The 23,378-nt window shown below is 44.2% G+C and carries 26 protein-coding genes; 1 reads left to right on the top strand and 25 read right to left on the bottom strand.

What is annotated here, in order from left to right:
* Positions 1–36: 36 nt before the first annotated feature.
* The 5 genes from nuoH to BIV60_RS06520 are packed head-to-tail and all read right to left on the bottom strand — an operon-like array spanning position 37 to position 4,261.
* Positions 37–1,041 carry an NADH-quinone oxidoreductase subunit NuoH gene (gene nuoH, locus BIV60_RS06540; RefSeq protein WP_071354922.1) on the bottom strand — a complete coding sequence of 335 codons (1,005 nt, stop codon included), beginning with the start codon at positions 1,039–1,041 and terminating at the stop codon, positions 37–39.
* A complete protein-coding gene (locus tag BIV60_RS06535) occupies positions 1,041–2,141 on the bottom strand; it encodes an NADH-quinone oxidoreductase subunit D (RefSeq protein ID WP_071354921.1) in 1,101 nt (366 codons plus the stop codon). Before BIV60_RS06535 ends, nuoH begins: the two co-directional genes overlap by 1 nt.
* 3 nt (positions 2,142–2,144) lie before the next feature.
* On the bottom strand, positions 2,145–3,380 hold the full coding sequence (locus BIV60_RS06530; protein ID WP_071354920.1) for an NADH-quinone oxidoreductase subunit C: 1,236 nt from the start codon (positions 3,378–3,380) through the stop codon (positions 2,145–2,147).
* Between the two features lie 3 nt (positions 3,381–3,383).
* A complete protein-coding gene (locus tag BIV60_RS06525; protein WP_026572696.1) occupies positions 3,384–3,896 on the bottom strand; it encodes a NuoB/complex I 20 kDa subunit family protein in 513 nt (170 codons plus the stop codon).
* Positions 3,887–4,261, bottom strand: a complete 375-nt coding sequence (locus tag BIV60_RS06520) for an NADH-quinone oxidoreductase subunit A (protein ID WP_071354919.1) — start codon at positions 4,259–4,261, stop codon at positions 3,887–3,889. The genes BIV60_RS06525 and BIV60_RS06520 overlap by 10 nt, the downstream gene beginning before the upstream one ends.
* Positions 4,262–4,641: 380 nt before the next feature.
* Between BIV60_RS06520 and BIV60_RS29070 the strand changes: the two genes are divergently transcribed.
* Positions 4,642–4,998, top strand: coding sequence for a hypothetical protein (locus tag BIV60_RS29070; RefSeq protein ID WP_141770414.1), 357 nt, complete (start codon positions 4,642–4,644; stop codon positions 4,996–4,998).
* 53 nt (positions 4,999–5,051) lie between these two features.
* Here BIV60_RS29070 and BIV60_RS06515 read toward each other — a convergent pair whose 3' ends face one another.
* From BIV60_RS06515 to spoIIR, 20 genes are all read right to left on the bottom strand, one after another.
* Positions 5,052–5,456 (bottom strand): F0F1 ATP synthase subunit epsilon, encoded by a 405-nt coding sequence (locus BIV60_RS06515; RefSeq protein ID WP_071354918.1) that lies wholly within the window; start codon positions 5,454–5,456, stop codon positions 5,052–5,054.
* A 21-nt stretch (positions 5,457–5,477) separates the two neighbouring features.
* Positions 5,478–6,878 carry a F0F1 ATP synthase subunit beta gene (gene atpD, locus BIV60_RS06510; RefSeq protein ID WP_071354917.1) on the bottom strand — a complete coding sequence of 467 codons (1,401 nt, stop codon included), beginning with the start codon at positions 6,876–6,878 and terminating at the stop codon, positions 5,478–5,480.
* Positions 6,879–7,053: 175 nt separating this feature from the next.
* A complete protein-coding gene (gene atpG / locus BIV60_RS06505) occupies positions 7,054–7,911 on the bottom strand; it encodes an ATP synthase F1 subunit gamma (RefSeq protein WP_071354916.1) in 858 nt (285 codons plus the stop codon).
* 48 nt (positions 7,912–7,959) lie between these two features.
* Positions 7,960–9,468 carry a F0F1 ATP synthase subunit alpha gene (gene atpA / locus BIV60_RS06500; RefSeq protein ID WP_071354915.1) on the bottom strand — a complete coding sequence of 503 codons (1,509 nt, stop codon included), beginning with the start codon at positions 9,466–9,468 and terminating at the stop codon, positions 7,960–7,962.
* A gap of 210 nt (positions 9,469–9,678) precedes the next feature.
* Entirely contained in the window at positions 9,679–10,215 is a 537-nt protein-coding gene (locus BIV60_RS06495) for a F0F1 ATP synthase subunit delta (RefSeq protein ID WP_071354914.1), read from the bottom strand.
* Positions 10,212–10,739, bottom strand: coding sequence for a F0F1 ATP synthase subunit B (locus tag BIV60_RS06490; protein ID WP_071354952.1), 528 nt, complete (start codon positions 10,737–10,739; stop codon positions 10,212–10,214). The genes BIV60_RS06495 and BIV60_RS06490 overlap by 4 nt, the downstream gene beginning before the upstream one ends.
* A gap of 119 nt (positions 10,740–10,858) precedes the next feature.
* Complete coding sequence (gene atpE, locus BIV60_RS06485; RefSeq protein ID WP_026572680.1) at positions 10,859–11,071, bottom strand: F0F1 ATP synthase subunit C; 213 nt, start codon at positions 11,069–11,071, stop codon at positions 10,859–10,861.
* Positions 11,072–11,120: 49 nt separating this feature from the next.
* Positions 11,121–11,834, bottom strand: a complete 714-nt coding sequence (gene atpB, locus BIV60_RS06480; RefSeq protein ID WP_071354913.1) for a F0F1 ATP synthase subunit A — start codon at positions 11,832–11,834, stop codon at positions 11,121–11,123.
* A gap of 20 nt (positions 11,835–11,854) precedes the next feature.
* Complete coding sequence (locus BIV60_RS06475) at positions 11,855–12,232, bottom strand: ATP synthase subunit I (protein WP_071354912.1); 378 nt, start codon at positions 12,230–12,232, stop codon at positions 11,855–11,857.
* A 2-nt stretch (positions 12,233–12,234) separates the two neighbouring features.
* Positions 12,235–12,459, bottom strand: a complete 225-nt coding sequence (locus tag BIV60_RS06470) for an AtpZ/AtpI family protein (RefSeq protein ID WP_071354911.1) — start codon at positions 12,457–12,459, stop codon at positions 12,235–12,237.
* A gap of 361 nt (positions 12,460–12,820) precedes the next feature.
* Positions 12,821–15,013, bottom strand: a complete 2,193-nt coding sequence (locus BIV60_RS06465; protein ID WP_071354910.1) for a S8 family serine peptidase — start codon at positions 15,011–15,013, stop codon at positions 12,821–12,823.
* A gap of 588 nt (positions 15,014–15,601) precedes the next feature.
* Entirely contained in the window at positions 15,602–16,231 is a 630-nt protein-coding gene (upp, locus tag BIV60_RS06460) for a uracil phosphoribosyltransferase (RefSeq protein WP_071354909.1), read from the bottom strand.
* 119 nt (positions 16,232–16,350) lie between these two features.
* Positions 16,351–17,592 carry a serine hydroxymethyltransferase gene (gene glyA, locus BIV60_RS06455; protein WP_071354908.1) on the bottom strand — a complete coding sequence of 414 codons (1,242 nt, stop codon included), beginning with the start codon at positions 17,590–17,592 and terminating at the stop codon, positions 16,351–16,353.
* 147 nt (positions 17,593–17,739) lie between these two features.
* The gene (locus BIV60_RS06450; RefSeq protein ID WP_071354907.1) at positions 17,740–18,306 is read right to left on the bottom strand and encodes a TIGR01440 family protein; all 567 of its coding nucleotides are present in this window, start codon (positions 18,304–18,306) and stop codon (positions 17,740–17,742) included.
* A gap of 27 nt (positions 18,307–18,333) precedes the next feature.
* Positions 18,334–18,780 carry a ribose 5-phosphate isomerase B gene (gene rpiB / locus BIV60_RS06445; protein WP_071354906.1) on the bottom strand — a complete coding sequence of 149 codons (447 nt, stop codon included), beginning with the start codon at positions 18,778–18,780 and terminating at the stop codon, positions 18,334–18,336.
* 112 nt (positions 18,781–18,892) lie between these two features.
* The gene (locus tag BIV60_RS06440) at positions 18,893–19,339 is read right to left on the bottom strand and encodes a low molecular weight protein arginine phosphatase (RefSeq protein ID WP_071354905.1); all 447 of its coding nucleotides are present in this window, start codon (positions 19,337–19,339) and stop codon (positions 18,893–18,895) included.
* A 47-nt stretch (positions 19,340–19,386) separates the two neighbouring features.
* The gene (locus tag BIV60_RS06435; protein ID WP_071354904.1) at positions 19,387–19,944 is read right to left on the bottom strand and encodes a manganese efflux pump MntP; all 558 of its coding nucleotides are present in this window, start codon (positions 19,942–19,944) and stop codon (positions 19,387–19,389) included.
* A 417-nt stretch (positions 19,945–20,361) separates the two neighbouring features.
* Positions 20,362–21,417 (bottom strand): L-threonylcarbamoyladenylate synthase, encoded by a 1,056-nt coding sequence (locus tag BIV60_RS06430; RefSeq protein ID WP_071354903.1) that lies wholly within the window; start codon positions 21,415–21,417, stop codon positions 20,362–20,364.
* Between the two features lie 185 nt (positions 21,418–21,602).
* Positions 21,603–22,049 carry a GNAT family N-acetyltransferase gene (locus tag BIV60_RS06425; protein ID WP_071354902.1) on the bottom strand — a complete coding sequence of 149 codons (447 nt, stop codon included), beginning with the start codon at positions 22,047–22,049 and terminating at the stop codon, positions 21,603–21,605.
* 224 nt (positions 22,050–22,273) lie between these two features.
* Positions 22,274–23,305 (bottom strand): stage II sporulation protein R, encoded by a 1,032-nt coding sequence (gene spoIIR, locus BIV60_RS30850; RefSeq protein WP_071354901.1) that lies wholly within the window; start codon positions 23,303–23,305, stop codon positions 22,274–22,276.
* Positions 23,306–23,378: the final 73 nt, after the last annotated feature.

The following is a 23,378-nucleotide window of genomic DNA, read 5'->3' as shown; positions in this document are numbered from 1 at the left end:
CATCGTAAGTCGCGTCAATAAGAACTAAGTTCCTTTTTAAAAAAATAAGGTTTTGATTAAGGCGGTTAGGAAGATGTTTGCCAAGGATATTGGCAGTAATACTTTCCAGCCCATTTCCATTAAGTGGTCAGCGCGCAAACGCGGGAATGCGACGCGGAACCAGATGTAGATGAATAGGACAACCGCGAATTTTAATGAGAACCATATCGCACCCGGGATAAATCCGAGGAAGTGGAATGGTGGCAGCCACCCGCCAAGGAAAATAACCACGATTAGGGATGTCATGGCGAATAGGTATACATACTCGGCAAGCATAAAGAATGCCCAGCGGAACCCGGAGTATTCGACATGATATCCGGCAACTAGTTCTGATTCGGATTCCGGAAGGTCAAATGGTGTCCGGTTTAATTCTGCGACGGATGCTATTAAAAACACGATAAACGCAATTGGCTGCAATAGAATGAACCAGCCATGGCTTTGTTGATGCACGATATCGTTTAAGTTTAAGCTGCCGGTGATCAGGATGATTCCGAGTACCGACATTACAAGCGGAACTTCGTATGAAATCATTTGCGCAGCCGCACGCATGGCTCCAAGGAGTGCGTATTTGTTGTTGGATGCCCAGCCTCCGGTTACGACGCCGAGTGTAGTTAATCCGGAAACGGCGATATAGTAAAGCAATCCAACACCGATATCGGCAAATTGAAATTTGTCAGTAAACGGAATGGTTGCGAGCACCATGAATGATGGTGCAAAAGCAATCACCGGTGCCAGGATAAATAATGGCCGGTCCGCAAGTTTTGGAATAATATCTTCTTTTAATAAAAGCTTCAAGACGTCAGCAACGGTTTGCAAGAGTCCAAAGCGGCCGCCGACTTGGTTTGGACCGTGGCGGAGCTGCATGTACCCCATAACCTTACGTTCTGCCAAGATTCCGTAGGTAACGAACCCGAGAACGACTAAAAGTAAAATGACTCCAAGTAAAAAGAAAATCAGAAAGTTGTATAATCCAGGACTTGATTGGAGCAAATTGTTGATCATTAGCCGTCAACCTCCCCAAGGACAATATCTATGCCCCCTAAAATCGCGATGAGGTTTGCGATATTTTCTCCCTTTAATAGTTTTGAGAGAATTTGCAGATTGTAGAAGGATGGCCTTCTGAACTTGAGACGATACGGCTCTTTTTTACCATCACTGCTAATATAAACGCCAATCTCTCCGCGTGGTGCTTCGATTCTGACAAATGCTTCGCCTTTTGGCGCTTTGATGATTTTAGGCACTTTTGCAAGAATTTCTCCTTCTTGAGGGAATTGCTCGCAGGCCTGTTCGACAATTTTCAATGATTCTTCAATTTCCTTCAGGCGGAGCTGGTAGCGTGCCCAGACATCGCCGCCTTCAAGGGTCGGAACATCAAAATCAAAACGGTCGTAAATCGAATAGGGTTCGTCCTTGCGCAGATCCCATTTCACGCCGGTACAGCGAAGGTTTACGCCGCTGAGCGAGTAATTCAGTGCATCATCTTTTGTGTATGTTCCAACGCCTTTGACACGGCTTAGGAAAATTTCATTTCCGGTCACAAGGTCATGATAGCCTTTTACCTGTTCCCGCATGTAAGGGACAAAGTCTTTAACCCTCTCTACCCAGCCTTCCGGCGCATCCCATTTGACGCCGCCGACACGCATATAGTTAAACGTTAAGCGGGCCCCGGATAATTCATTTAGGAAATTCAGAATCATTTCCCGGTCGCGGAAAGCGTATAGGAATGGACTGACGGCCCCCATATCGAGGAGGAATGTGCCCCACCACAGGATGTGGCTGGAAATCCGTCCTAGTTCCATTGCCAGAATCCTTAAGTATTCAGCCCGGTCCGGTACATTAATTCCCATCATCGTTTCGACTGCATGGCAGAGAACATAGTTGTTCGTCATCGCCGCTACATAGTCCAAGCGGTCTGTATAGGGAATGATTTGGGTGTATTGCAGGTTTTCAGCTAATTTTTCGGTTCCGCGGTGCAAGTAGCCGATGACAGGGTTTGCCTCGGTGATGATTTCCCCGTCGATTTTTACGACAAGCCGGAATACTCCGTGCGTACTTGGATGCTGAGGACCTACGTTTAACATCATTTCTTCTGTTCTGATCATTGGCTATACCTCCACATCGTACGGCTCATAATCTTTTCTAAGTGGATGGCCAACCCAATCTTCTCCGAGCATGATCCGGCGTAAATTCGGATGTCCTGTAAACTTAATTCCGAGCAAATCATAAGCTTCACATTCTGGCCATTCCGCACCGGCCCAGAGTGGTGTTACGGACTCGATTGTTGGTTCATCTCGGTCAATTTTCACTTTCATAGCGACGGATTGACGGTTTTTATATGAATAAAGGTGAGCATAAACTTCCATATGTGTTTCATAATCGGTTCCATGAATCTCGGATAAATAATCGAACCCTAACAATTCATTGTATTTTAAAAACTGCGCCAGTTTATAGTAGGATTCACGCTTTACCACGAGGGTTGGAACATCTTTAGACAATTTATTAATATAAGAATCTTCTAAAACATCGGAGCCCAGATTCTCTTCAATGGCTTTTCGATACTTATCCAAGAATGGCTGATTTGGTGATGATTCTTCTGCAGCCGGTACTGGTGCAGCATCGCCTGTTTTTCCTGCTGCTTTCGCCTTCGCGGCTGCAGCTGCGGCGGCCTTTGCTTTAGCGGCTGCAATCGCCTTTGCTTTTTCATCATCACCCGTCGGGGCTTCTGCTCCGCCAGCTAACTCAGCTGCTTTTCGCTTCGCTGCTGCCGCAGCCTTGGCTTTTGCCACTGCCGCGGCTTTTTTCTTCGCTAGATCGTCTGTATCGCTTGCCGCTATGTCTTCTGCTGGCTCTTCTGCGATTCCTTCTCTTTGCTTTTTCGCGAGCGCTGCGGCTTTCGCTTTTGCAGCTGCTGCCGCTTTTTTCTTCGCTAGATCGTCTGTATCGCTTGCCGCTATGTCTTCTGCTGGCTCTTCTGCGATTCCTTCTCTTTGCTTTTTCGCGAGCGCTGCAGCTTTCGCTTTTGCTGCCGCTGCTGCTTTTTTCTTCGCTAGATCGTCTGTATCGCTTGCCGCTATGTCTTCTGCTGGCTCTTCTGCGATTCCTTCTCTTTGCTTTTTCGCGAGCGCTGCGGCTTTCGCTTTTGCTGCCGCTGCCGCTTTTTTCTTCGTTAGATCGTCAGCATCGCTTGCTGGTGTTGGCTCAGCTGGTTTTGCCTCCGGCTTAGATTCTTCCTTTGCTGGGGCTTCACCTGCGGCCTTTGCCTGCTTTTTCGCTAGTGCCGCGGCCTTCGCCTTTTCAGCGGCTTCTCGTTTTAATTGTTCGAGATCCTTTTCCCCGCTCATTGATTACATCACCTTCTTCCCAGTCTTCGCTTCGTAACGAATCTTTTCCTTTAACTTATTGATTCCATAAATTAAAGCAGCAGGGTTTGGAGGGCATCCTGGAATGTATACATCGACCGGGACAATTTGGTCTACACCTTTTACAACGGAATAAGATTTAACGTACGGTCCACCTGCTGTCGCACATGAACCCATCGCAATCACCCATTTTGGTTCCGGCATTTGGTCATATAAACGGCGAAGAATCGGTGCCATCTTTTTTGTCACAGTCCCCGATACAATCATACAGTCCGATTGCCTCGGTGATGTCCGGAAGAATGATCCAAAACGGTCTAAGTCGTAGTGGGAGGAACCTACGGCCATCATTTCAATCGCACAACAAGCCAGACCAAATGTCAGCGGGTAGATTGAATTGCTTCTGGCCCACGCTTTCACTTGCTCCAGTGTTGTCATAAACACATTCCTTTGTAATTCTTCCATTTCCTGAGGCGATACGTTGTCAAGTTTTAGGTCCATTTTAACACCTTCTTCTTCCAAGCATAGACTAGGCCAATTAGAAGCATAATAACGAAAATTAACATTTCGATTAATGCGAAAATGCCCAGTTTATCATAGGCGACAGCCCATGGATATAAAAACACGGTTTCTACATCAAAAATAACAAACATTAGGGCAAAAATATAATAGCGGACATTGAACTGTACACGTGAATCGTGAAATGGCTCAACACCGCTCTCATATGTGGTATTCTTTGCATCACTTGGTGCATGAGGACGCAAAAGCTTACCCAAATATAGTGCCACTACTGGCAGCAATACCCCGAGACATAGAAACACAAAAACAATCAGATAGTTATTCTGATATACATTTAGAAGTTCCATGCCTATCCCCTCCAATGTTGAAAATTTTCTTACTAGTAAATATTTGTAACCGAATACATTATAGCATTGATATATACTGGTGTCGACAAGCCCTTGGATTTAAAATGGAAATATCAAAAAATTAATTTCATTCTAATAATTCTATTGTACTCTTGGTACATCATGCTATTAAGCTCCGATTATTCGACAACAACACCTATTTAACTACAAAACCACCAGACTGTCAGTGAGGTTTGTCATTAATTGTTCAACTTCTTCTGTAAAAATCTAAGCTTGTAATACATTTCACTAATACAATCATATTCTTGTTCGATGATTTCATGCCCTTAATAGTAGAAATGGGTAGAAAGGGGGTGGTGAAATTCGGGAGTTAGGAGTGAGTGTATAATCTGGCCGGGGTTCGTTTATCTTCCGGCTTTTTGATTTTACCTTCCAGTTTTGCTGATTTACCCTCCACTTTAGGTAAAATACCTTCCTCTTTAAATAAATTAAAGCTAAAATTCCAGAATTCCCTCTTGCTCAGGCGGCTTACTATATCAAAGTTTCCATTTTTAGTAATTTCCGTTCGTCATGAACCCTCGCTTTTAAGTTTACCCTCCGGTTTTTTCCTTTTACTTTCCACTTTCAAGAGTTTACATTCCGGTTCCTCCCTTTTACCTTCCACTTTCCCTTATATACCCACCGCTTTCATCAAAATACCCACAAATTCCCCGCCAACCACCACTAACACCCCATAAACACACCAAAAAAACCCCTCCAAAAAGGAGGGGTTCTTATCTAAATAACAATATTATCTTTTTTCCGATACGGCGAGGCGGTTGATGGCACGTTGAAGAGCTAGTTCAGCACGTTTGAAATCTAAATGTTCCTGCTGTGCTTGTTGAAGACGCTGTTCAGCGCGTTCCTTCGCCCTTAGGGCACGATCAACATCAATATCGGCTGCGTTTTCCGCTGCTTGAGCTAAAATCGTTACTTGATCCGGACGAACTTCTAAAAATCCGCCGCTGACCGCAACAAGCTCCGTTGAGCCGCCTTTTTTCAGACGAACAGAACCGATTTCAAGCGGAGCAACCAATGGAATGTGGCCAGGTAAAATGCCGAGTTCGCCACTTTTAGCTTTTGTACTAACCATTTCCACTTCTGATTCATACACCGGGCCATCGGGAGTAACAACATTGACTTTAATCGTCTTCATTTTTTACCCTCCTGGCTGGAATTAGACCTCTACGCCCATGCGTTTAGCAGACTCAACCACTTCTTCGATGCGGCCGACAAGACGGAATGCATCTTCTGGAAGGTGGTCATATTTACCGTCAAGGATTTCTTTGAATCCTTTAACTGTTTCTTTAACCGGCACATAAGATCCAGGTTGGCCAGTGAACTGTTCTGCAACGTGGAAGTTTTGTGATAAGAAGAACTGGACACGACGCGCACGAGCTACGATCAACTTATCATCATCAGAAAGTTCGTCCATACCCAAGATCGCGATGATATCCTGTAATTCACGGTAACGCTGCAATGTTTGCTGTACTTGACGAGCTACATTGTAGTGCTCTTCGCCAACGATTTCAGGTGACAATGCACGAGAAGTCGATGCAAGCGGGTCCACCGCAGGGTAGATACCCATTTCAGAAAGCTTACGCTCAAGGTTTGTCGTTGCATCCAAGTGAGCGAAAGTTGTAGCCGGAGCCGGGTCAGTATAGTCATCGGCTGGTACGTAAATCGCTTGGATCGAAGTAACGGAACCTTTTGTTGTTGAAGTGATACGTTCTTGTAATTTACCCATTTCAGTCGCAAGTGTCGGCTGGTAACCAACGGCAGATGGCATACGGCCAAGTAGCGCAGAAACCTCAGAACCTGCTTGCGTGAAACGGAAAATGTTATCGATGAACAATAACACGTCTTGTCCTTGCTCATCACGGAAATATTCAGCCATTGTCAAACCAGTCAAGGCAACACGCATACGTGCACCAGGAGGCTCGTTCATTTGTCCGAATACCATCGCCGTTTGCTTGATAACGCCGGAATCCGTCATTTCATGGAAAAGGTCGTTCCCTTCACGAGTACGCTCCCCTACACCAGCGAAAACGGAAATACCGCTGTGCTCTTGGGCGATGTTATTGATTAATTCCTGGATTAATACGGTTTTACCTACACCGGCACCACCGAATAGACCGATCTTACCACCCTTAATATATGGAGCAAGAAGGTCAACTACCTTAATACCAGTCTCTAAGATTTCAACCTCAGTTGAAAGATTTTCATAAGTTGGAGCTTCGCGGTGAATCGGATCACGGCGGGCACCTGCCGGAATTTCATCCTTAAGGTCAATTACTTCACCCAATACGTTAAATACACGGCCAAGAGTTGGTTCCCCAACTGGTACAGAAATCGGTGCACCACTATCCAATACTTCCAAACCACGGGTTAACCCGTCAGTGGAAGCCATTGCAATCGTACGAACTGTATCATCACCTAAATGAAGGGCTACTTCAAGGGTTAGGTTGACTGATTCAGAATTAATTTTCAATGCATTATAGATCTCAGGCAATTGACCGTTTTCAAACTTAACGTCAACAACCGGACCCATAACCTGAACAATGCGTCCCTTGTTCATCATTTTCCCTCCTTACTTACTTTTTTGATTCAAAGCCCCTTTTTTTAAAAAGGAACCTAATGAATCACACCGAACTTTTATTTCGGCCTGAAACTTGTTCACAGCAACAAATCAAGATCCATCAGTGAAAACAAGTCACAGACACGAAATAAAGTTCATTTTTAAAAAATACGTGCTATTCTAATGCCGCCGCACCGCCGACGATTTCGGTTATTTCTTGGGTAATCGCTGCCTGGCGGGCACGGTTATACATAAGTGTATAGTTGCGAATTAATTCTTTTGCATTATCGGTTGCATTCTTCATTGCCGTCATCCGGGCAGCATGCTCACTGGCTTTGCTGTCTAACAGCGCGCCATAGATTAGGCTCTCGGCATATTGCGGCAGGAGAACTTCAAGAATTTCTTCGGCAGACGGCTCGAATTCATACGAAATCAGCTTGCCAGTCGGTTTAATTTCCGAAAGCGGCAACAGCTTCTTTTCGGTTACTTCTTGCGAAATTGCACTTATATAATGATTGTAATATAGGTAAATTTCATCAAATGTACCATCAGCAAACATGCCAACTGTGCTTGATGCAATATCTTTAATGTCTGCAAATGAAGGTTGGTCTGAAACACCAATGATTTCAAGTGCTACATTAATGCCGCGTTTCACGAAGAAGTCACGGGCAACACGACCGATCGCAATAATCGCAAATTCGTCATTGGACTTATGATTTTGTTGGATGGTTTGGTTTACACGTCTTAAGACGTTACTGTTAAACGCACCCGCAAGACCACGGTCAGATGACATTACGATATAGCCTGTCTTCTTAACAGGACGTGCCTGCAGCATTGGGTGATTTATCCCTTTACTGCCAATCGCAATCGCTGCGGTTACCTCTTGGATTTTTTCCATATAAGGGACGAATGATTTTGCATTCATCACCCCGCGGTTCCATTTCGCAGCAGAGGTCATTTCCATTGCTTTGGTAATTTGACTCGTCTTTTTCGTCGAATTTATACGAGTTTTTATATCGCGTAATGATGCCATTTTAAGTTCTCACCACCCTCATTAAAAGTGTTCAATGTTAGCCATTAATTACTCGGAAACTGCAAACGTCTTTTTGAAGGCGTTGATCGCAGATGCCCAATCGTCATCAGAAGGAAGATCCTTCGTTTTCGTAATATGGTCTAACAACTCTTTCTTGTTGTGGTCTAACCATGTTAAGAATTCAGCTTCGAAACGGCGGATATCTTGTAATGGGATATCATCCAAGAAGCCGCGTGTTAATGCATATAGAATCGCTACTTGTTTTTCAACAGAAAGCGGCTTGTTCAAGTCTTGTTTTAGCACCTCAACGGTACGTGCACCACGATTCAGCTTCGCTTGGGTCGCTTTATCAAGGTCAGAACCGAATTGAGCAAATGCTTCTAACTCACGGTATGAAGCAAGGTCAAGACGCAGTGTACCTGCAACCTTCTTCATCGCTTTGATCTGTGCCGAACCACCTACACGGGATACGGATAGACCTGCGTTGATCGCTGGGCGAACACCGGAGAAAAATAGGTCTGATTGTAAGAAAATTTGTCCATCCGTGATGGAAATAACGTTTGTTGGGATATAAGCAGAAACGTCACCTGCTTGTGTTTCGATAAATGGTAATGCAGTGATTGAACCTGCGCCAAGGCTATCGTTCAATTTCGCTGCACGCTCGAGTAAACGGCTGTGCAAGTAGAATACATCCCCTGGATATGCTTCACGGCCTGGAGGACGGCGAAGTAACAAGGAAAGCTCACGGTATGCAGATGCTTGCTTTGTTAAGTCATCATATACGATTAATACGTGCTTACCGGCAAACATAAATTCTTCACCCATAGAAACACCCGCATATGGTGCCAAGAACAGCATTGGAGCTGGCTGTGATGCAGATGCAGACACAACGATTGTGTAATCTAATGCGCCATTTTTACGAAGGGTTTCAACCGCACCGCGTACTGTTGATTCCTTTTGTCCAATCGCAACATAGATACAGATCATGTTTTGGCCTTTTTGGTTCAAGATGGTATCAATAGCAACAGATGTTTTACCTGTTTGACGGTCACCGATGATTAACTCACGCTGGCCACGTCCGATTGGCACAAGTGCGTCAATCGCTTTAATACCTGTCTGTAATGGCTCATGAACCGATTTACGCGCCATAACGCCTGTTGCAACTTGCTCAATAGGGCGAGTTTTTGTTGTATTGATAGGACCCATACCATCGATTGGTTGTCCTAATGAGTTTACTACACGTCCGATTAGCTCTTCTCCAACCGGAACCTCCATGATGCGGCCTGTACGGCGAACCTCGTTACCTTCACGAATATCGGTAAAAGGTCCAAGGATGATAATACCGACGTTATTTTCTTCAAGGTTTTGTGCCATACCCAAAACGCCGTTTGAAAATTCAACAAGTTCTCCAGCCATGACGTTGTCAAGACCGTGAACACGAGCGATACCGTCACCAACGGTGATAACCGTACCAACATCTGTTACTTGAATTTCCGCCTGATAGTTTTCAATTTGCTTTTTTATCAGGGCACTGATTTCTTCAGCTTTGATGCTCATGAGTTTCACCCCTATCTACGAACTTTACATATTTTCTTCTCAACATTCGACTTTGAGAAATGTCCAGCTCCAGCTCCCAGCGACTAGTGTACTTCGCTCTTCTCCCTACGATAAGTCAACATCGAATCGCTATCGCTCTTCGTGTTTCCTTTATCTCAGTCAAACCGCTCCAGTCCATACGTCGCTAAACGGTCGCTTCCGCTTTTCGTTTTAGCTTAACAATTTACGTTGCAGACGATCGAGCTTGCCGCGCAAGCTGCCGTCATATATACGATTTCCGATGCGGAGCTTCACGCCGCCGAGCAATTCGGAATCTACGATATTTTCAATTCTTAGAGACTTCTTGCCAACTTTTGCTGCAAAAGTTGCCGAAATCGCCTCACGCTCTGCATCTGAAAGCGGGCGCACGCTATACACTTCTGCTTCTGCTACACCTGATGCTTCATATGCAAGCTCAATAAATTCATTGACCACTTCTACGACTTCATTTTCGCGATGGCGGTCCAATAGAATCATTAGTGTGTTGACAACATATACATTAATAGAAGCAAAAGCATCTCTCAAAATGGCCTTTTTGTTTTCTTTTGAAATCTTTAAAGAACCAAGGACTGCTTTTACATCCTTATTTGTTTGTAAAACTTCTTTAACTACACGTAAATCTTCTTCTACTTGACTTAGAATCTGTTGTTCTTTGGCAATTTGAAAAAGCGCAGACGCATAGCGTTTCGCTACGATGGAGTTACTCATCGGCGTTCTCCTGCCTCTTTAATATATTCGTTGATGAGTTGATCCTGATCTTGGGTATTCAACTCTTTCTCAATAACCTTAGAGGCGATTAATACAGACAAGGAAGCAACTTGTTCGCGGATGGCCGCCATTGCCTTCTCTTTTTGCTGATCAATTTCAAGCTTCGCAGCTTCTTTGACGCGTTCAGCTTCAGTGCGGGCTAGCGCAATGATTTCCTCACGCTGAACATCGCCTTGCTTTTTCGCATTTTCAATTAAGCTTTGAGCTTCTGCACGTGCTTCTTTTAAAAGGCTTCTTTGTTCTTCCAAAAGTTTTTGAGCCTCAAGACGGCTTCCTTCTGCCGCATTGATTTCACCTGCTATATGGTCTTCGCGCTGTTTCATGATGCCCATTAATGGACCCCACGCGAGTTTCTTAAGCAATGCTAACAAGATGATGAAAATAACTAATTGGAAAAGAATATCTCCTCCATTGAAACGGGCTGCTTCTGCAGCACCTAGGACAAATAGATTGCCTGATAACACCACGGGTTCACTCCCTTCAAGAGTCGTTCGCTACTCAAAAAAGTATGTTCTCTATTGCACAAACTAAATGGCGAAGTTTTCGTTTTTTCCTCTCCGCCACTTGTTTTTCTCTTTGCTAATTATCGGCCTAAAACCATGAACGCGATAACAACGCCGATGATCGGTAATGCTTCAACTAACGCAACCCCGATGAACATTGTTGTTTGTAATAAACCACGAGCTTCTGGTTGACGAGCGATACCTTCAACTGTACGTCCAACGATTAAACCGTTACCAATACCTGCGCCTACTGCTGCCAAACCGATTGCAATTGCTGCTGCTATAAGATTCATTATAAAGTTCCTCCTTAAAAATGTATGAATAAATTAGTTTTTAAATATATTAATGGTCGTGACTCACTTTGTGAGACAAGTAAACCATTGTTAACATGGTAAAAATGTATGCCTGGATCGTTCCGACGAATACGGAGAAACCTTGCCAAACAAGGGTTAATGGTACGGCTGCTATCATACCAGCTACTCCGGTCCAAGCCAAGCCTCCCGCTAAAAGCGATAGAAGCAACTCACCTGCGTAAATGTTCCCATAAAGACGCAGACCAAGTGTTAATGTGTTTGCGAATTCTTCAATAATTTTCAACGGGAACAAGAATCCCATCGGGCTGAAGAATCCTTTTCCATATCCGGCTGCACCTTTTAGCTTTACACCATAATAATGGGAAAGCGCTACGACCATTACCGCAAGCGATAAGGTTACAGCAGGGTCAGCGGTTGGTGATTTCCACCAAAGCTTGCCATCAATGACGATTGAGAATGGAAGACCAATCATGTTGGATACAAAGATATACATAATGAGAGTAATACCCAAGATGTGGAATCTTCCGCCATCCTTCCAATCCATCGTACTGTTGATGATTCCTTTAACAAAGTCCATCACCCATTCGAAAAAGTTTTGCATGCCTGTCGGCTTCATTGCAAGCTTCCGGGTTGATAGAGTGGCAATAATCAAAACAATGACACTCGCAACGAGAATCATTAAATCGTTTGCCAGGTTAAAGGTTAGTCCCCCAAATGTTACAAATGGAGCTTCATGATGCATCTATGTTCACCTCACTTCCCTTATCTTTTATGAAAATGCAATGCATGATAAAAATAATCTATCATAATGACAATATAGGATGTCATTAGTCCCAAAACCACACTGACTACATTGAAGTAGTCTGGCCATCTCATGGCAATAATCACTGCAATCGCCGCTGTCGCCATTCTTTGAAGCGAACCGAGCGATTTCATTTTTTTCCCCTTATCAAGGGCCTTGTCGAACTTCTCTGTTTTCTTGACTAATAACCAGATATTCAGAAAACTAAAGCATGTCCCAAGAATTAATCCTAAAAATACAGTTTGATAGGAGGTAAATCCCCATCCAAGCACGAATATAGATAACAAATACAAATTCCATTTTCGCTGCCTGCTAAACATCTCTCTAAAATCCGGCATAATCATTTATCTCCCGAGAAAAAGTGGCGAATTGAAACCAGCATTGTATAGGTTCCCGCCGCTAATCCAATTAACAATCCGATAATTAAGAAAATTGGCTCGGTACCCCACTGCCGATCTAACCATCTGCCTGAAAAAATACCAATGAGAATGGAACCGACTAACTGGGAGACAATTGCGGACATTAAAGCCATAGCTTGAAATGGATTGCGGTTGTTTTGACGCATTTTTATCGCATCCTCGCCATAAGAGAATGTGAACTTGGTAAAGCGGCAAATGACGAGGTCATTAACACTTTCATGAATGTGAAAACCTTATCATTTACACCCTTTGTTAGCATACAATAGCGCCTATGTAAAGTCAATGAGTTTCCACGAAATATTCACTTGCAATTTTCAGCCTTTCGCGATATATTAAGATACTAAAAATTATCAGAAAATTAATAACCACTTTACCTATTTTCCCTTCAAAGGTTTTTTGAAAAAACAAGCTTTGGATGGCGGTCCCTCTCCCCCGTTAAAGGAGTACACGATTAAGTAATACGGGTTGGGTGTAAAAAGGTTTCAATTTCTTCTAAAAAATTTACTGCTATTTCTTTTCAATTTTTACCATCGTTTCGATGAAATCCTCTTTCCCTGCCTTCTTTGCAAATACCTTTGCCAGATATACCCCATCCTCTGGAAGCTTTTCACTGTCGATTTTTTTCTGGATTAATCCCTTTTTGACATTTTCAATCGTATCTAAAAAGCCCATAAAGCGATAATCACCGGGATTGAATAAGGCAATGCCGAACTCCTCCGCTCCGCCCGGGAGGTATACTTCGTACAGATATTGTCCAGGGGCGTCCCCTTCCCCAAATGAAAATCCCATCACCCTTGGGTAGTTTGGTTCTTCAAGTACATAGATATAGGGAATATGGATGGGTGTAGAGCCTGCATTTATTGTGATATAACCATCATGAATTTTCCTTTTAAAGTTTTGCGGGTCAACCATGAGTTCGATGGCCACTTCCTTCATTTCCTTTGGCTTTAATGTAAATGAAAGTGGGATTTTCCATGTTAAGCCTTCTGTTCGCTCCGGGATGTCAAAGGAGTACCTTTTTGTGATGTTACTTGTATTTTCAACGTGCAAAGCGGTTTTATGAATAGCCTGTTCTTCTGTGAACTTTCCAAAATGAAGCGAGCTTGGAGTTACGAGCGATTCTGCTTCGATCGCCTCAACCACTTGAATTCTTCCTGCACCTTGTTCATATGTGTGATAGGGTTTGTTTTCTGTTTGAAATAAAGGTTTAGCCGTGTTCATTAGCGCCGCTTTGATTTGCGGTGGCTTCCAGTCCGGGTGGGCCTGTTTGATTAATGCACAGGCGCCGGCTACATGTGGTGCCGCCATACTGGTTCCTTGCAAAGAAAGATAGCCGCCGGGAATGGTTGAATTTATCGCCACGCCTGGTGCCACGATGTCAGGCTTCACTTCCCATGTCCCCGTTACCGGTCCGCGTGAACTAAATTCTGCCATCCTGTCTTTTTCTTCGTTTTGAATGATTCGGGCGACGGTCTTGTTTTTTAAAAGCCGTTCACCGTTACGCTTCGAGACGGACCCGACCGGAATCGGAATCAGCGTTTCTAAATTCCCAATAAAATTCCCGCTCATATTGTTGTAGATCAGGACGGCCTTGGCTCCTGCTGCTTGGGCATTTTTTGCCTTTTCGGTAAAGGTTAGGCGTCCGCGCTTGATGAGGACGATTTTACCTTCAACGTTTTTTAGCTCCTCTTTTTTGCCCATTCCGCCATAGACAATACTATACGAGCGGTCCAATTCCCATTTTTCCGATCCCTCCATCGGCTGAATTTGGATTTTTTCCCGAGTTTCTTCTATTAATAAGGACGGTATTTTCAAGGTAGGTGTCGAGGCCCCGACGGAAATTGCCTTTGACGCGGTTCCAGGTGAACCGACTGTCCAAATATCGGGACCGGCATTTCCGTTTGCCGCTACTGCAACAATACCTTTGTCGACAGCGCGGTTGAGTGCAAGGCTAATAGGCAGGTCCGGACCATTGACATCGTTGCCAAGTGAAAGGTTCATAATATCGACTTTGTCCTTAATGGCCTGGTCGATGGCGGCGATAACTTGCTCTGTCGTACCGCCGCCACCTGGGCCTAGTGCCCGATAAGCGATAATTTTTGCATCTGGGGCAACGCCGCGGATTTTTCCGTTAGCAGCAATAATGCCCGCGACATGGGTGCCGTGGATGGTCGCTTTGCCGGTGGCACGGGTTTCCATCGGGTCACGGTCGTTGTCAACCAGATCGTGTCCCCCACCATAGTTTCTTCGAAGGTCCGGGTGAGTGTAATCGACACCGGTATCAATGACACCGACAGTGATTCCTTTTCCAGTGAGGCGTTGATTTTTCGGCGAAAATAATCCCCGGACCTCTTCTCCGCCAATGATTTTGACGCTCTCCTCGGTCTGCGCTTGATAGCTGGTAACGGGGGAGATCGTTAAAATTAGGTTGTTTTCCGCAAGTTTTGCGATGGTTTGCCGGCTACCCTCGATGGAAAACCCTATGATGGCTTCCGTGAAAATGCGCCGTAGTTTGATGTCTTTGTATGGTGAAAGCAGTTGTTTGATTTGTTGTATCGTTTGCACTTGTTTTGTAATGACGATTGCGACAGTTTGCTGGTTCGGGATGGACGGTGTGATGAGTTTCCGGCTCTGGGATTGGGTTGGTGTGGGTAGTGTAATGGTGATGGCTAGGATGATGATGAGAATAAGTTTCTTCATGATGCGAATTTCCCCTTTTTCTATAGAGTTTTCTTTGGGTGGGGGGATTATGCAGAGGGATTTGGGGTTGGGGGTAGGTTTATCCACCGATTTTCGAATTTCACCCTCCACTTGCCTGCTATCCCCTAAAACAACATCATCACCTGGTAACTTTTGTCACTCCTGGTCATTGATTTTTAATGATACTTGGTCTTTATAGACCCTTTTAAAATCATCGTAACTGGAGTTTACCCACCGGTTTTAAGCATTTACCCTCTACTTTGGTAGATTTACCCACCGCTTTTGTCTTTTTACCCTCCACTTGACTGCCATATCCTAAAACAACATCTTTTCCCGGTAATATTTATCACTCCTGAACATTGATTTTTGATGACACTTGGTCTTTATGGACCCTTTTAGAACCTGAACTGGAGTTTACCCTCTGGTTTTAGGAATTTACTCTCTACTTTGGTAGATTTACCTACCACTTTTGCCTTTTTACCCTCCACTTTTACAAAAATACCCTCCTCATCTCTCCATTCCCACCACTCCCCTACAAGACAACAAAAAAGAGATCTTTTTCAAATAAAGATCTCTCCAAACCATAAATTATTTCGTCCCGAACAATCGGTCACCGGCATCGCCTAGTCCCGGTACAATGTAGCCGTGGTCATTGAGCTTTTCATCCAATGCCGCAATATAAATATCTACATCCGGATGAACCGATTTCACTGCTTCAACGCCTTCCGGTGCCGCAATTAAGCACATAAATTTGATATTTTTCGCGCCGCGCTTTTTCAAAGAATTGATTGCTTCATTAGCAGATCCGCCTGTAGCCAGCATTGGATCGACAACAATGAAATCACGCTCTTCCACATCACTTGGAAGTTTTGCATAGTATTCAACGGGTTTAAGTGTTTGCGGATCACGGTAAAGACCAATATGGCCTACTTTCGCAGCTGGAATTAATTTCAAAATCCCATCAACCATTCCGATCCCTGCACGCAAAATCGGCACAAGACCGATTTTCTTCCCGGAAAGAACCTTTGATTTTGTCGGACAAACCGGTGTTTCAATCGTAATATCTTCAAGCGGCATATCCCTCGTGATCTCAAAAGCCATAAGTGTCGCCACTTCGTCTACCAATTCCCTGAACTCTTTCGTCCCAGTGTTTTTATCACGAATATATGTAAGTTTATGCTGAATGAGTGGGTGGTCGAAGACGTAAACCTTTGCCACAAAAATCGCCCCTTTAATAAAAATTTAACTTTAAACACTTCGTCTAATTTTACAGAAAAACAACCGTGAGGGCAAATAAAAATCGGCCTTTTTTTACAAAAAGGCCGATTCCAAAAAACTTAATATTCAGGGTATAATACAAACTTGCTTGTTAAAGCTTCGACACGCTTGCTTGCTTCTTCAAGCTTCGCTTCGTCTTCGTGGTTTTTCAATGTAAACGCAATTATGGACGCAATTTCATCCATATCCTCTAAACCAAAGCCGCGGCTTGTTACAGCTGCCGTACCGATACGGACCCCGCTTGTTACAAATGGGCTGTTTTGGTCATATGGAATCGTATTTTTATTAACGGTAATACCTACTTCATCAAGGACATGCTCTGCTACTTTACCAGTTAAGCCAAGAGTTGTTACATCCACTAAAAGCAAATGGTTGTCCGTTCCGCCGGAAACAAGCTTTAAGCCTTCTTTTTGAAGACCTTCTGCCAAACGTTTTGCATTGGCAATGATGTTTCCTGCATATTCTTTAAAGCTATCCTGCAATGCTTCGCCAAAAGCAACAGCTTTTGCCGCGATCACATGCATTAATGGACCGCCTTGGATTCCAGGGAAAATCGACTTATCGATTTTTTTCGCAAACTCTTCACGGCAAAGAATCATCCCGCCACGAGGGCCTCTTAATGTTTTATGTGTAGTAGTCGTAACAAAATCTGCATATGGTACAGGATTTGGATGAAGACCTGCCGCAACAAGACCTGCGATATGAGCCATATCAACCATTAAATAGGCGCCCACTTCATCAGCGATTTCGCGGAACTTTTTAAAGTCAATTTCGCGAGGATACGCGCTGGCACCCGCAACAATCAATTTCGGCTTATGTTGGCGAGCTTTTTCCAAAACATCGTCATAATTGATGAGGTGTGTTTCTTCATCCACACCGTATTCAACGAAATTATATTGAACACCACTGAAGTTTACCGGACTTCCGTGTGTTAAGTGACCGCCGTGGGATAGGTTCATACCTAAAACCGTATCGCCTTGCTCAAGATTCGTGAAGTAAACCGCCATGTTTGCTTGAGCGCCGGAATGTGGTTGTACGTTTGCATGCTCAGCACCGAAGATTGCTTTCGCACGGTCACGTGCTAAATCTTCTACGATATCAACATATTCACAGCCGCCATAATAGCGTTTTGCCGGATATCCTTCTGCATATTTATTGGTTAAAACAGACCCCTGTGCTTCCATAACCGCTTCGCTTACAAAGTTTTCTGACGCAATTAATTCAATCTTCGCGCGCTGACGTCCTAATTCTTGCTGAATTGCCTGAAATACTTGTTCGTCCTGCTGTGATAAGTGCTTCATAAAGATCCCCCTTTGTGTGTTAAAATCCGCTGTCGTTCAAAATCAACCCCATTTTAACACACTTTTTATGATTATCGAAAAAGAAAGAATATTAGAATTTTTGAAATTGCTTTCAAGAAAAGTGCAAGCCCTATCTTAAACGGCCCGCTAGCTGCAGCTCAAATTCTCGTTGCTTTTCTCATACACAGCTCGTTCTCCACCGATGAGTTTCGGACGAGTCCGTGCAAGCGTAACATGGGCATATCCCACCGTTTTCTGCTTCACGCGGACCGGCACAGCCACATGTTTTAAATGCATGCCGATGAAGGTTTGTCCGATATCAATTCCCGCGTCCGCCTTGATAAATTCCACGACGACCGGGTCCGTCATTTTTTCAAAAGCATACGTGGCCATCGCTCCGCCCGCTTTGCGTACAGGAACCACCGAAACCTCATCCAAATGAAGTTCCTCCGCCGTTGCTCTTTCCACAACCAGTGCACGGTTTAAATGCTCACAGCATTGAAATGCTAATTGAATACCTGTTTCATCTTGAAGCTTTTTCAACTGACGAAAAATCATCGCGGCCACATCAAACGTGCCAGATGTACCGATTTTTTCGCCCATCACTTCACTTGTACTGCAGCCGACCACCAAAAGCTGCCCAGGTTTTAACCCTGCTTGTTCGTTAAACTCAGACAGAACCGTCTCTAATTCCTGTTCCCATTCTTGTATCATGAATCTCGCCTCTTATTCTGGGATTTCTTAAAGATGCTTATTTTCAATTTCAGTAATTTTATTCACGCGATTTGCATGGCGTCCGCCTTCAAACTCGCCAGTCAGCCAAATTTGCGCGATTTCTCTTGCAAGACCCGGGCCGATGACGCGCTCGCCCATCGTTAAAATATTACTGTCATTGTGGGCACGTGTTGCCTTTGCGCTGAATGTATCGTGAACAAGTGCCGCGCGGATGCCTTTTACTTTGTTCGCTGCAATACACATGCCAATTCCGGTGCCGCAAATCAAAATGCCACGGTCAAACTCGCCGTTTGCCACTTTTTCCGCTACCGGCAGGGCATAGTCCGGATAATCCACAGAAGTTTCGCAATCACAGCCAAAATCCTGATATTCGATGCCCAATTCGTCCATTAACTGCGCGATTTCCTTACGAATATTCACGCCGCCATGATCTGATGCCAATGCTACCTTCATAAAAAACCCTCCACAATTTAATTTACTCTGCCTTCATTTTGACATACCCGGGGGAAAAGATAAAGTTCTTACCATCATAAAAAAAAGGCCTCCAACTGCTGGAGAACCAAACTCAATCTTTCTTCGTTATTTTTTCAATGAGCCTATCAATAAGTATTTCAAGTTCCTGAAAAGTTTCACGATAGATAGAGACATTTCCGCCAAACGGATCGCTCACATCATGTGAAACGGTTTCCCCGGCGAATTCCTTCAGTGTAAAAAGTTTGGGAGCTGCTTCCGGATAGTAATTCAAAATCGCGTCCTTATGAGAATTCGTCATCGTCAAAATCAGTTCCGCCCAGCCAATTGCTCCCCCGTTCAACAAACTGGATTGATGATTATGTACAATTTTATTTTCCTCTAAAACCTGTTTAGCATGTGCCGAAGCCCCATTGCCGTTCACAGCAAAAACCCCCGCAGACCGGACTTCGATGCCTTCCAGGTTTTTATTTTTCAAAATTGCTTCGGCCATTGGACTCCTACATGTATTTCCCGTACAAACAAATAAGATGCGCTTCATGTTATTTGCCCCCTTTCTTCCTATATTTTAGCAAATTTCAGCCAGTATCACCAAAAAAGTGGGAGCAGTTTCACGCCGAATGCCAGGAGGATTGTGCCGCCGAGCGCTTCACTATAGGCGCCAATCCATCCCTGGACTTTTCTGCCAAGCAGCAGGCCCGCCCAGGTTTGCAAGGTTGCCACAATCCCAAAGCATATAATAACCAGGATGGTTTTCGCCCCATATATTCCCAGCGTAAGTCCAAGTGAAAAACTGTCGAGGCTCACACTCAGGGCAAATACAAGTAAACCCAACCCCACTGGAGTAATTATTTTTTCATCGCCCTTTTTAAAGCTGCCCCAGATCATCTGCACACCGAGAATTATGAGCAGCAGTCCGCCAATTAAGGACGCAAAGGTCCCAAATTTTGCTGATAAAAATTTTCCAGCCAAGATTCCAACAAGTGGCATCCAGACATGGAAAAATCCGATGGTCAGGCCAATTTTAAAAATTTGCCGCAGCTTGAGGTTGTACATCCCCATGCCTAGGCCTACTGAAAAGGCATCCATGCCTAGCGCGAGTGCCATTATGATGAGTGTAATGATTTCTCCAATCATTGCTGACATTCTTTCTCCGCCCCCTTGGACTTGCTATTTCAACATATGCACGTCCACTGCGGTTTAGAAGTCAGACCTGAGAATTTGGGGAGTGGGGGGGTGGAGGTGTGGGATTTTATTTTCCACTTTTTTGAGATATTTGCCACTTTGCTTATTTTATTTGCCATTTTTCTCTTTTACGTCTAAAATGCGGTCCAAAAGCATTTTTTCACCAGATGTTCTGATCCAAATCACATATTATCTCTTAAAACCCGTAGTTTTAATGTCCTCTTTCAACGGTTCTTTCATTTATTTCCCTTTTCTACCACTTTATTTGCCGCTTTTCCTTGTTTATTTGCCACTTCGGCTATCGTATTTGCCATTCTCACCAATTTATCATCCAAACTAAAAAGCACCCGGTCCCCCCCAGGTGCCTTAAATCAACAACTATTCCGAAATCACTTTACCCCCGGCCGCCTTCTCCAGCCGGTTCATAATTGCCAAACCAACGCCGTTTTTCGGGAACATCTCGCTAAAAATCACATCGACCTTTTCCAAATTAAATCGCCGCAATGTATCATAAAGCTCCGTTGCAACCGTTTCGAGCTCCGCCCTTTGTCCACAGGCAATCACAACATCCGCCGAAAACTCACCCACATACTCCTCCGTCGTAAGAACACCAACACGCAAGCCCTCCTGCTGATGCTCAGCGACTAACTTCTGAAGAAACGAACGGCTGCCATCTACTAAATAAAGCGGTGCATTCGGTGCATAATGACGGTATTTCATCCCAGGCGACTTCGGCTTCAATGCCCCATCCCCAGCACCGCCTAAAAGCGCCGGATCAATCAGGACCTTGCCAACCACTTCCTCAAGCTGCTCCTTCGTCACACCGCCCGGGCGCAAAATAACCGGCACCGCTTCCGTACAATCCACAACCGTCGACTCCACGCCGACACCAGTCGGACCCGCGTCAAGCACTCCGGCAATTTTCCCCTGCAAATCCTCAATCACATGCTCGGCATGAGTCGGACTCGGTTTCCCTGAACTGTTTGCGCTCGGCGCAGCAATCGGCAAACCACATTCCTTAAGCAGCGCAAGTGCGACGGGATGATCCGGCATTCTCACCCCAACTGAATCCAAACCGGCAGTTGCCTTTTCTGACAACACGCCATCCTTCTTTTTAAAAATAATCGTCAGCGGCCCCGGCCAAAACGCCTCCATTAGAAGCTCTGCCGTTTCCGGAATTTCCGCCACAAATCGACACAACTGCTCCCGATCTGCAATATGAATAATTAACGGGTTATCCCCAGGTCTGCCTTTTGCTGCAAAAATCTTGGCCACCGCCACATCGCTTTCTGCATTTCCACCAAGTCCATAAACCGTTTCTGTCGGGAGGGCAACCACTTCATTTTCCCGTAAAAAGTGAGCCGCATCCACAATATGTGGATTATTCCCTAAGATATCCACATAGTTATCCACTTTCCATACTTTTGTGTTCATAGTTATCCACCTTTATTGAAAAACAAAATTTCTATCGAAATTTGGCGAATCTAGGCACCTAGACTCATATTTTTCACATTTCACTTTTGAAAGTATAAAAGAAGCTGTGGAAAAATACAAGTTTTATCCACAAAATGTGAATAACTAAGCGGAAAAAGTGGATAACTTTGCCCCAATATCCACAATTACAATGAAAATTTCAGAAAAATCGAGTTATCCACATTTGAAATATTCCGAATATGTTCAGAACTGTTCATTTGAGAAGGTAATTCCGCCCTCTCTGTCTCCTGAAATCCTAGCAAATTGAAAAATGGCAGGGCGGCATGCTTATTGGTTGCTAAAAATAAACTCTCCATTCCTTTCTCTTTTGCCAGCTTCATCATTTGTTCCACCAGAATAAAGATTTCTTTTTCTGCCTGGCCCGGCGTAACCACCAATGAACGCAACAAACCAAAACCTTCATATGCCTCGATTCCAAGCGTGCCCTTTAATTGCCCATCCACATCCTCCAACAGCAAAAAATATTCCACCGTTTCATCGGTTATTCCATCGGTTCCAAGGTTTGCCTTAATCAAAAACTCTCTCAATTTCTCCAAATCCTGCTTATTTGCCGTGCGAATCAATGCTTGCATCCAGCTCCACCCCATTTTTTAAGATTCTACTCTATGAATATGAAAAACTAGGATAAATAGAACTGTTTTAAGTCTATTAATTTTAAGCAAATAAAGGTGGTGTGAGCCGAGGTGGCAATACTTTTAAACGTTTTTAACAGCTAAACTATTTTAATAACTAAAGGTTTGCGAAGCCCCGCCCCTTTTCAGTTAACAAAAAAGAACCCTTTCCTTTGAAAGAGTTCTTACTCAAAAAGCTTTTTCCACAATTCAACTACAAAAAATTTCACTTGAACCGGATCTTCATCACGAGAAGTGTAAACAGGCGCTTGTTTCGTAGAGGCCGGTTGCTCCTGATTGTTTGCCTCCACAGACTGTTGCTCTGCATGACGAGTAGTTGCAACTGACTTTGTATCCGCATCACTAGTTGCTGTAATAGACCTTTCTTCCACATCACTAGTAGCCGTAACAGACCTTTCTTTCTCATCACTAGCAGCTGTAACAGACCTTTCTTTCTCATCACTAGCAGCTGTAACAGACCTTTCTTTCTCATCACTAGCAGCCGTAACAGAACGTTCCTCATCCTTACTAGCTGGCTTTTCCTTCCCTCCACTAGTAGATGTTGCAGATCTTTCCTCTGTATCCACAGATTCTTGTCCCTCATTACTGCCACTTGCCACAGCCTTTTTCTCTTTTTCAGTATCAACAGCTTCCTCTGAATCCTTCTGCACATCCGATTCCGATTTTACCTTTTCATCAAACCCGTCGCTCACCGCAACCCCATTCGAAAAATCTAGAAAGCATAATGGCGGATACAGCACACACCACCAATTCGCGCCTTTTCCTTCACCAAGCGTAATCAAAATCGCTTGATACGCACCCGCAGGATACAAAAATTCACCATATAACTTTGTTGGAAACTGAACCTTCCCGAACTCCACATGCACTGCCTGCTTGGAACCCTTTTCCGCAACCGTTTTTTCCGCAATCGCCTGAATCTCCGGCAGCTTCGACTTAATCACCGTTTTCGCCTTCTCAATCGAAGTTAAATCCTTCACCCAAAGAGTGATTTTCGCATTCACCGCATCACGCACATCACGCTTCAACTGCTGATCTGCCGGTGTGTCGCTGTTCGCCAGAATCCTTAAGCGGATTGCTTCCCCCGGAATCACCACTGACTCCTTCGCAATCGCTTCATTTTTCGGTATATATAAACTTAAAATCGTTCCAAACGATAAAATTAACAGGTACGCCCAAACTAATGTTTTACTACGCATTCTTTAGCACCGTCCCTTCGATATCCTCATTGTGGACAGAAACTAAGAATCTTAAACTAGTATTTTTTCATAT

Origin of the sequence: Bacillus sp. MUM 116 (genome assembly GCF_001866655.1) — a bacterium.
GTDB lineage: Bacteria > Bacillota > Bacilli > Bacillales > Cytobacillaceae > Neobacillus.
Note: the sequence above shows the minus strand (reverse complement) of the source record. Positions and strands in the feature narration are given on the sequence as shown.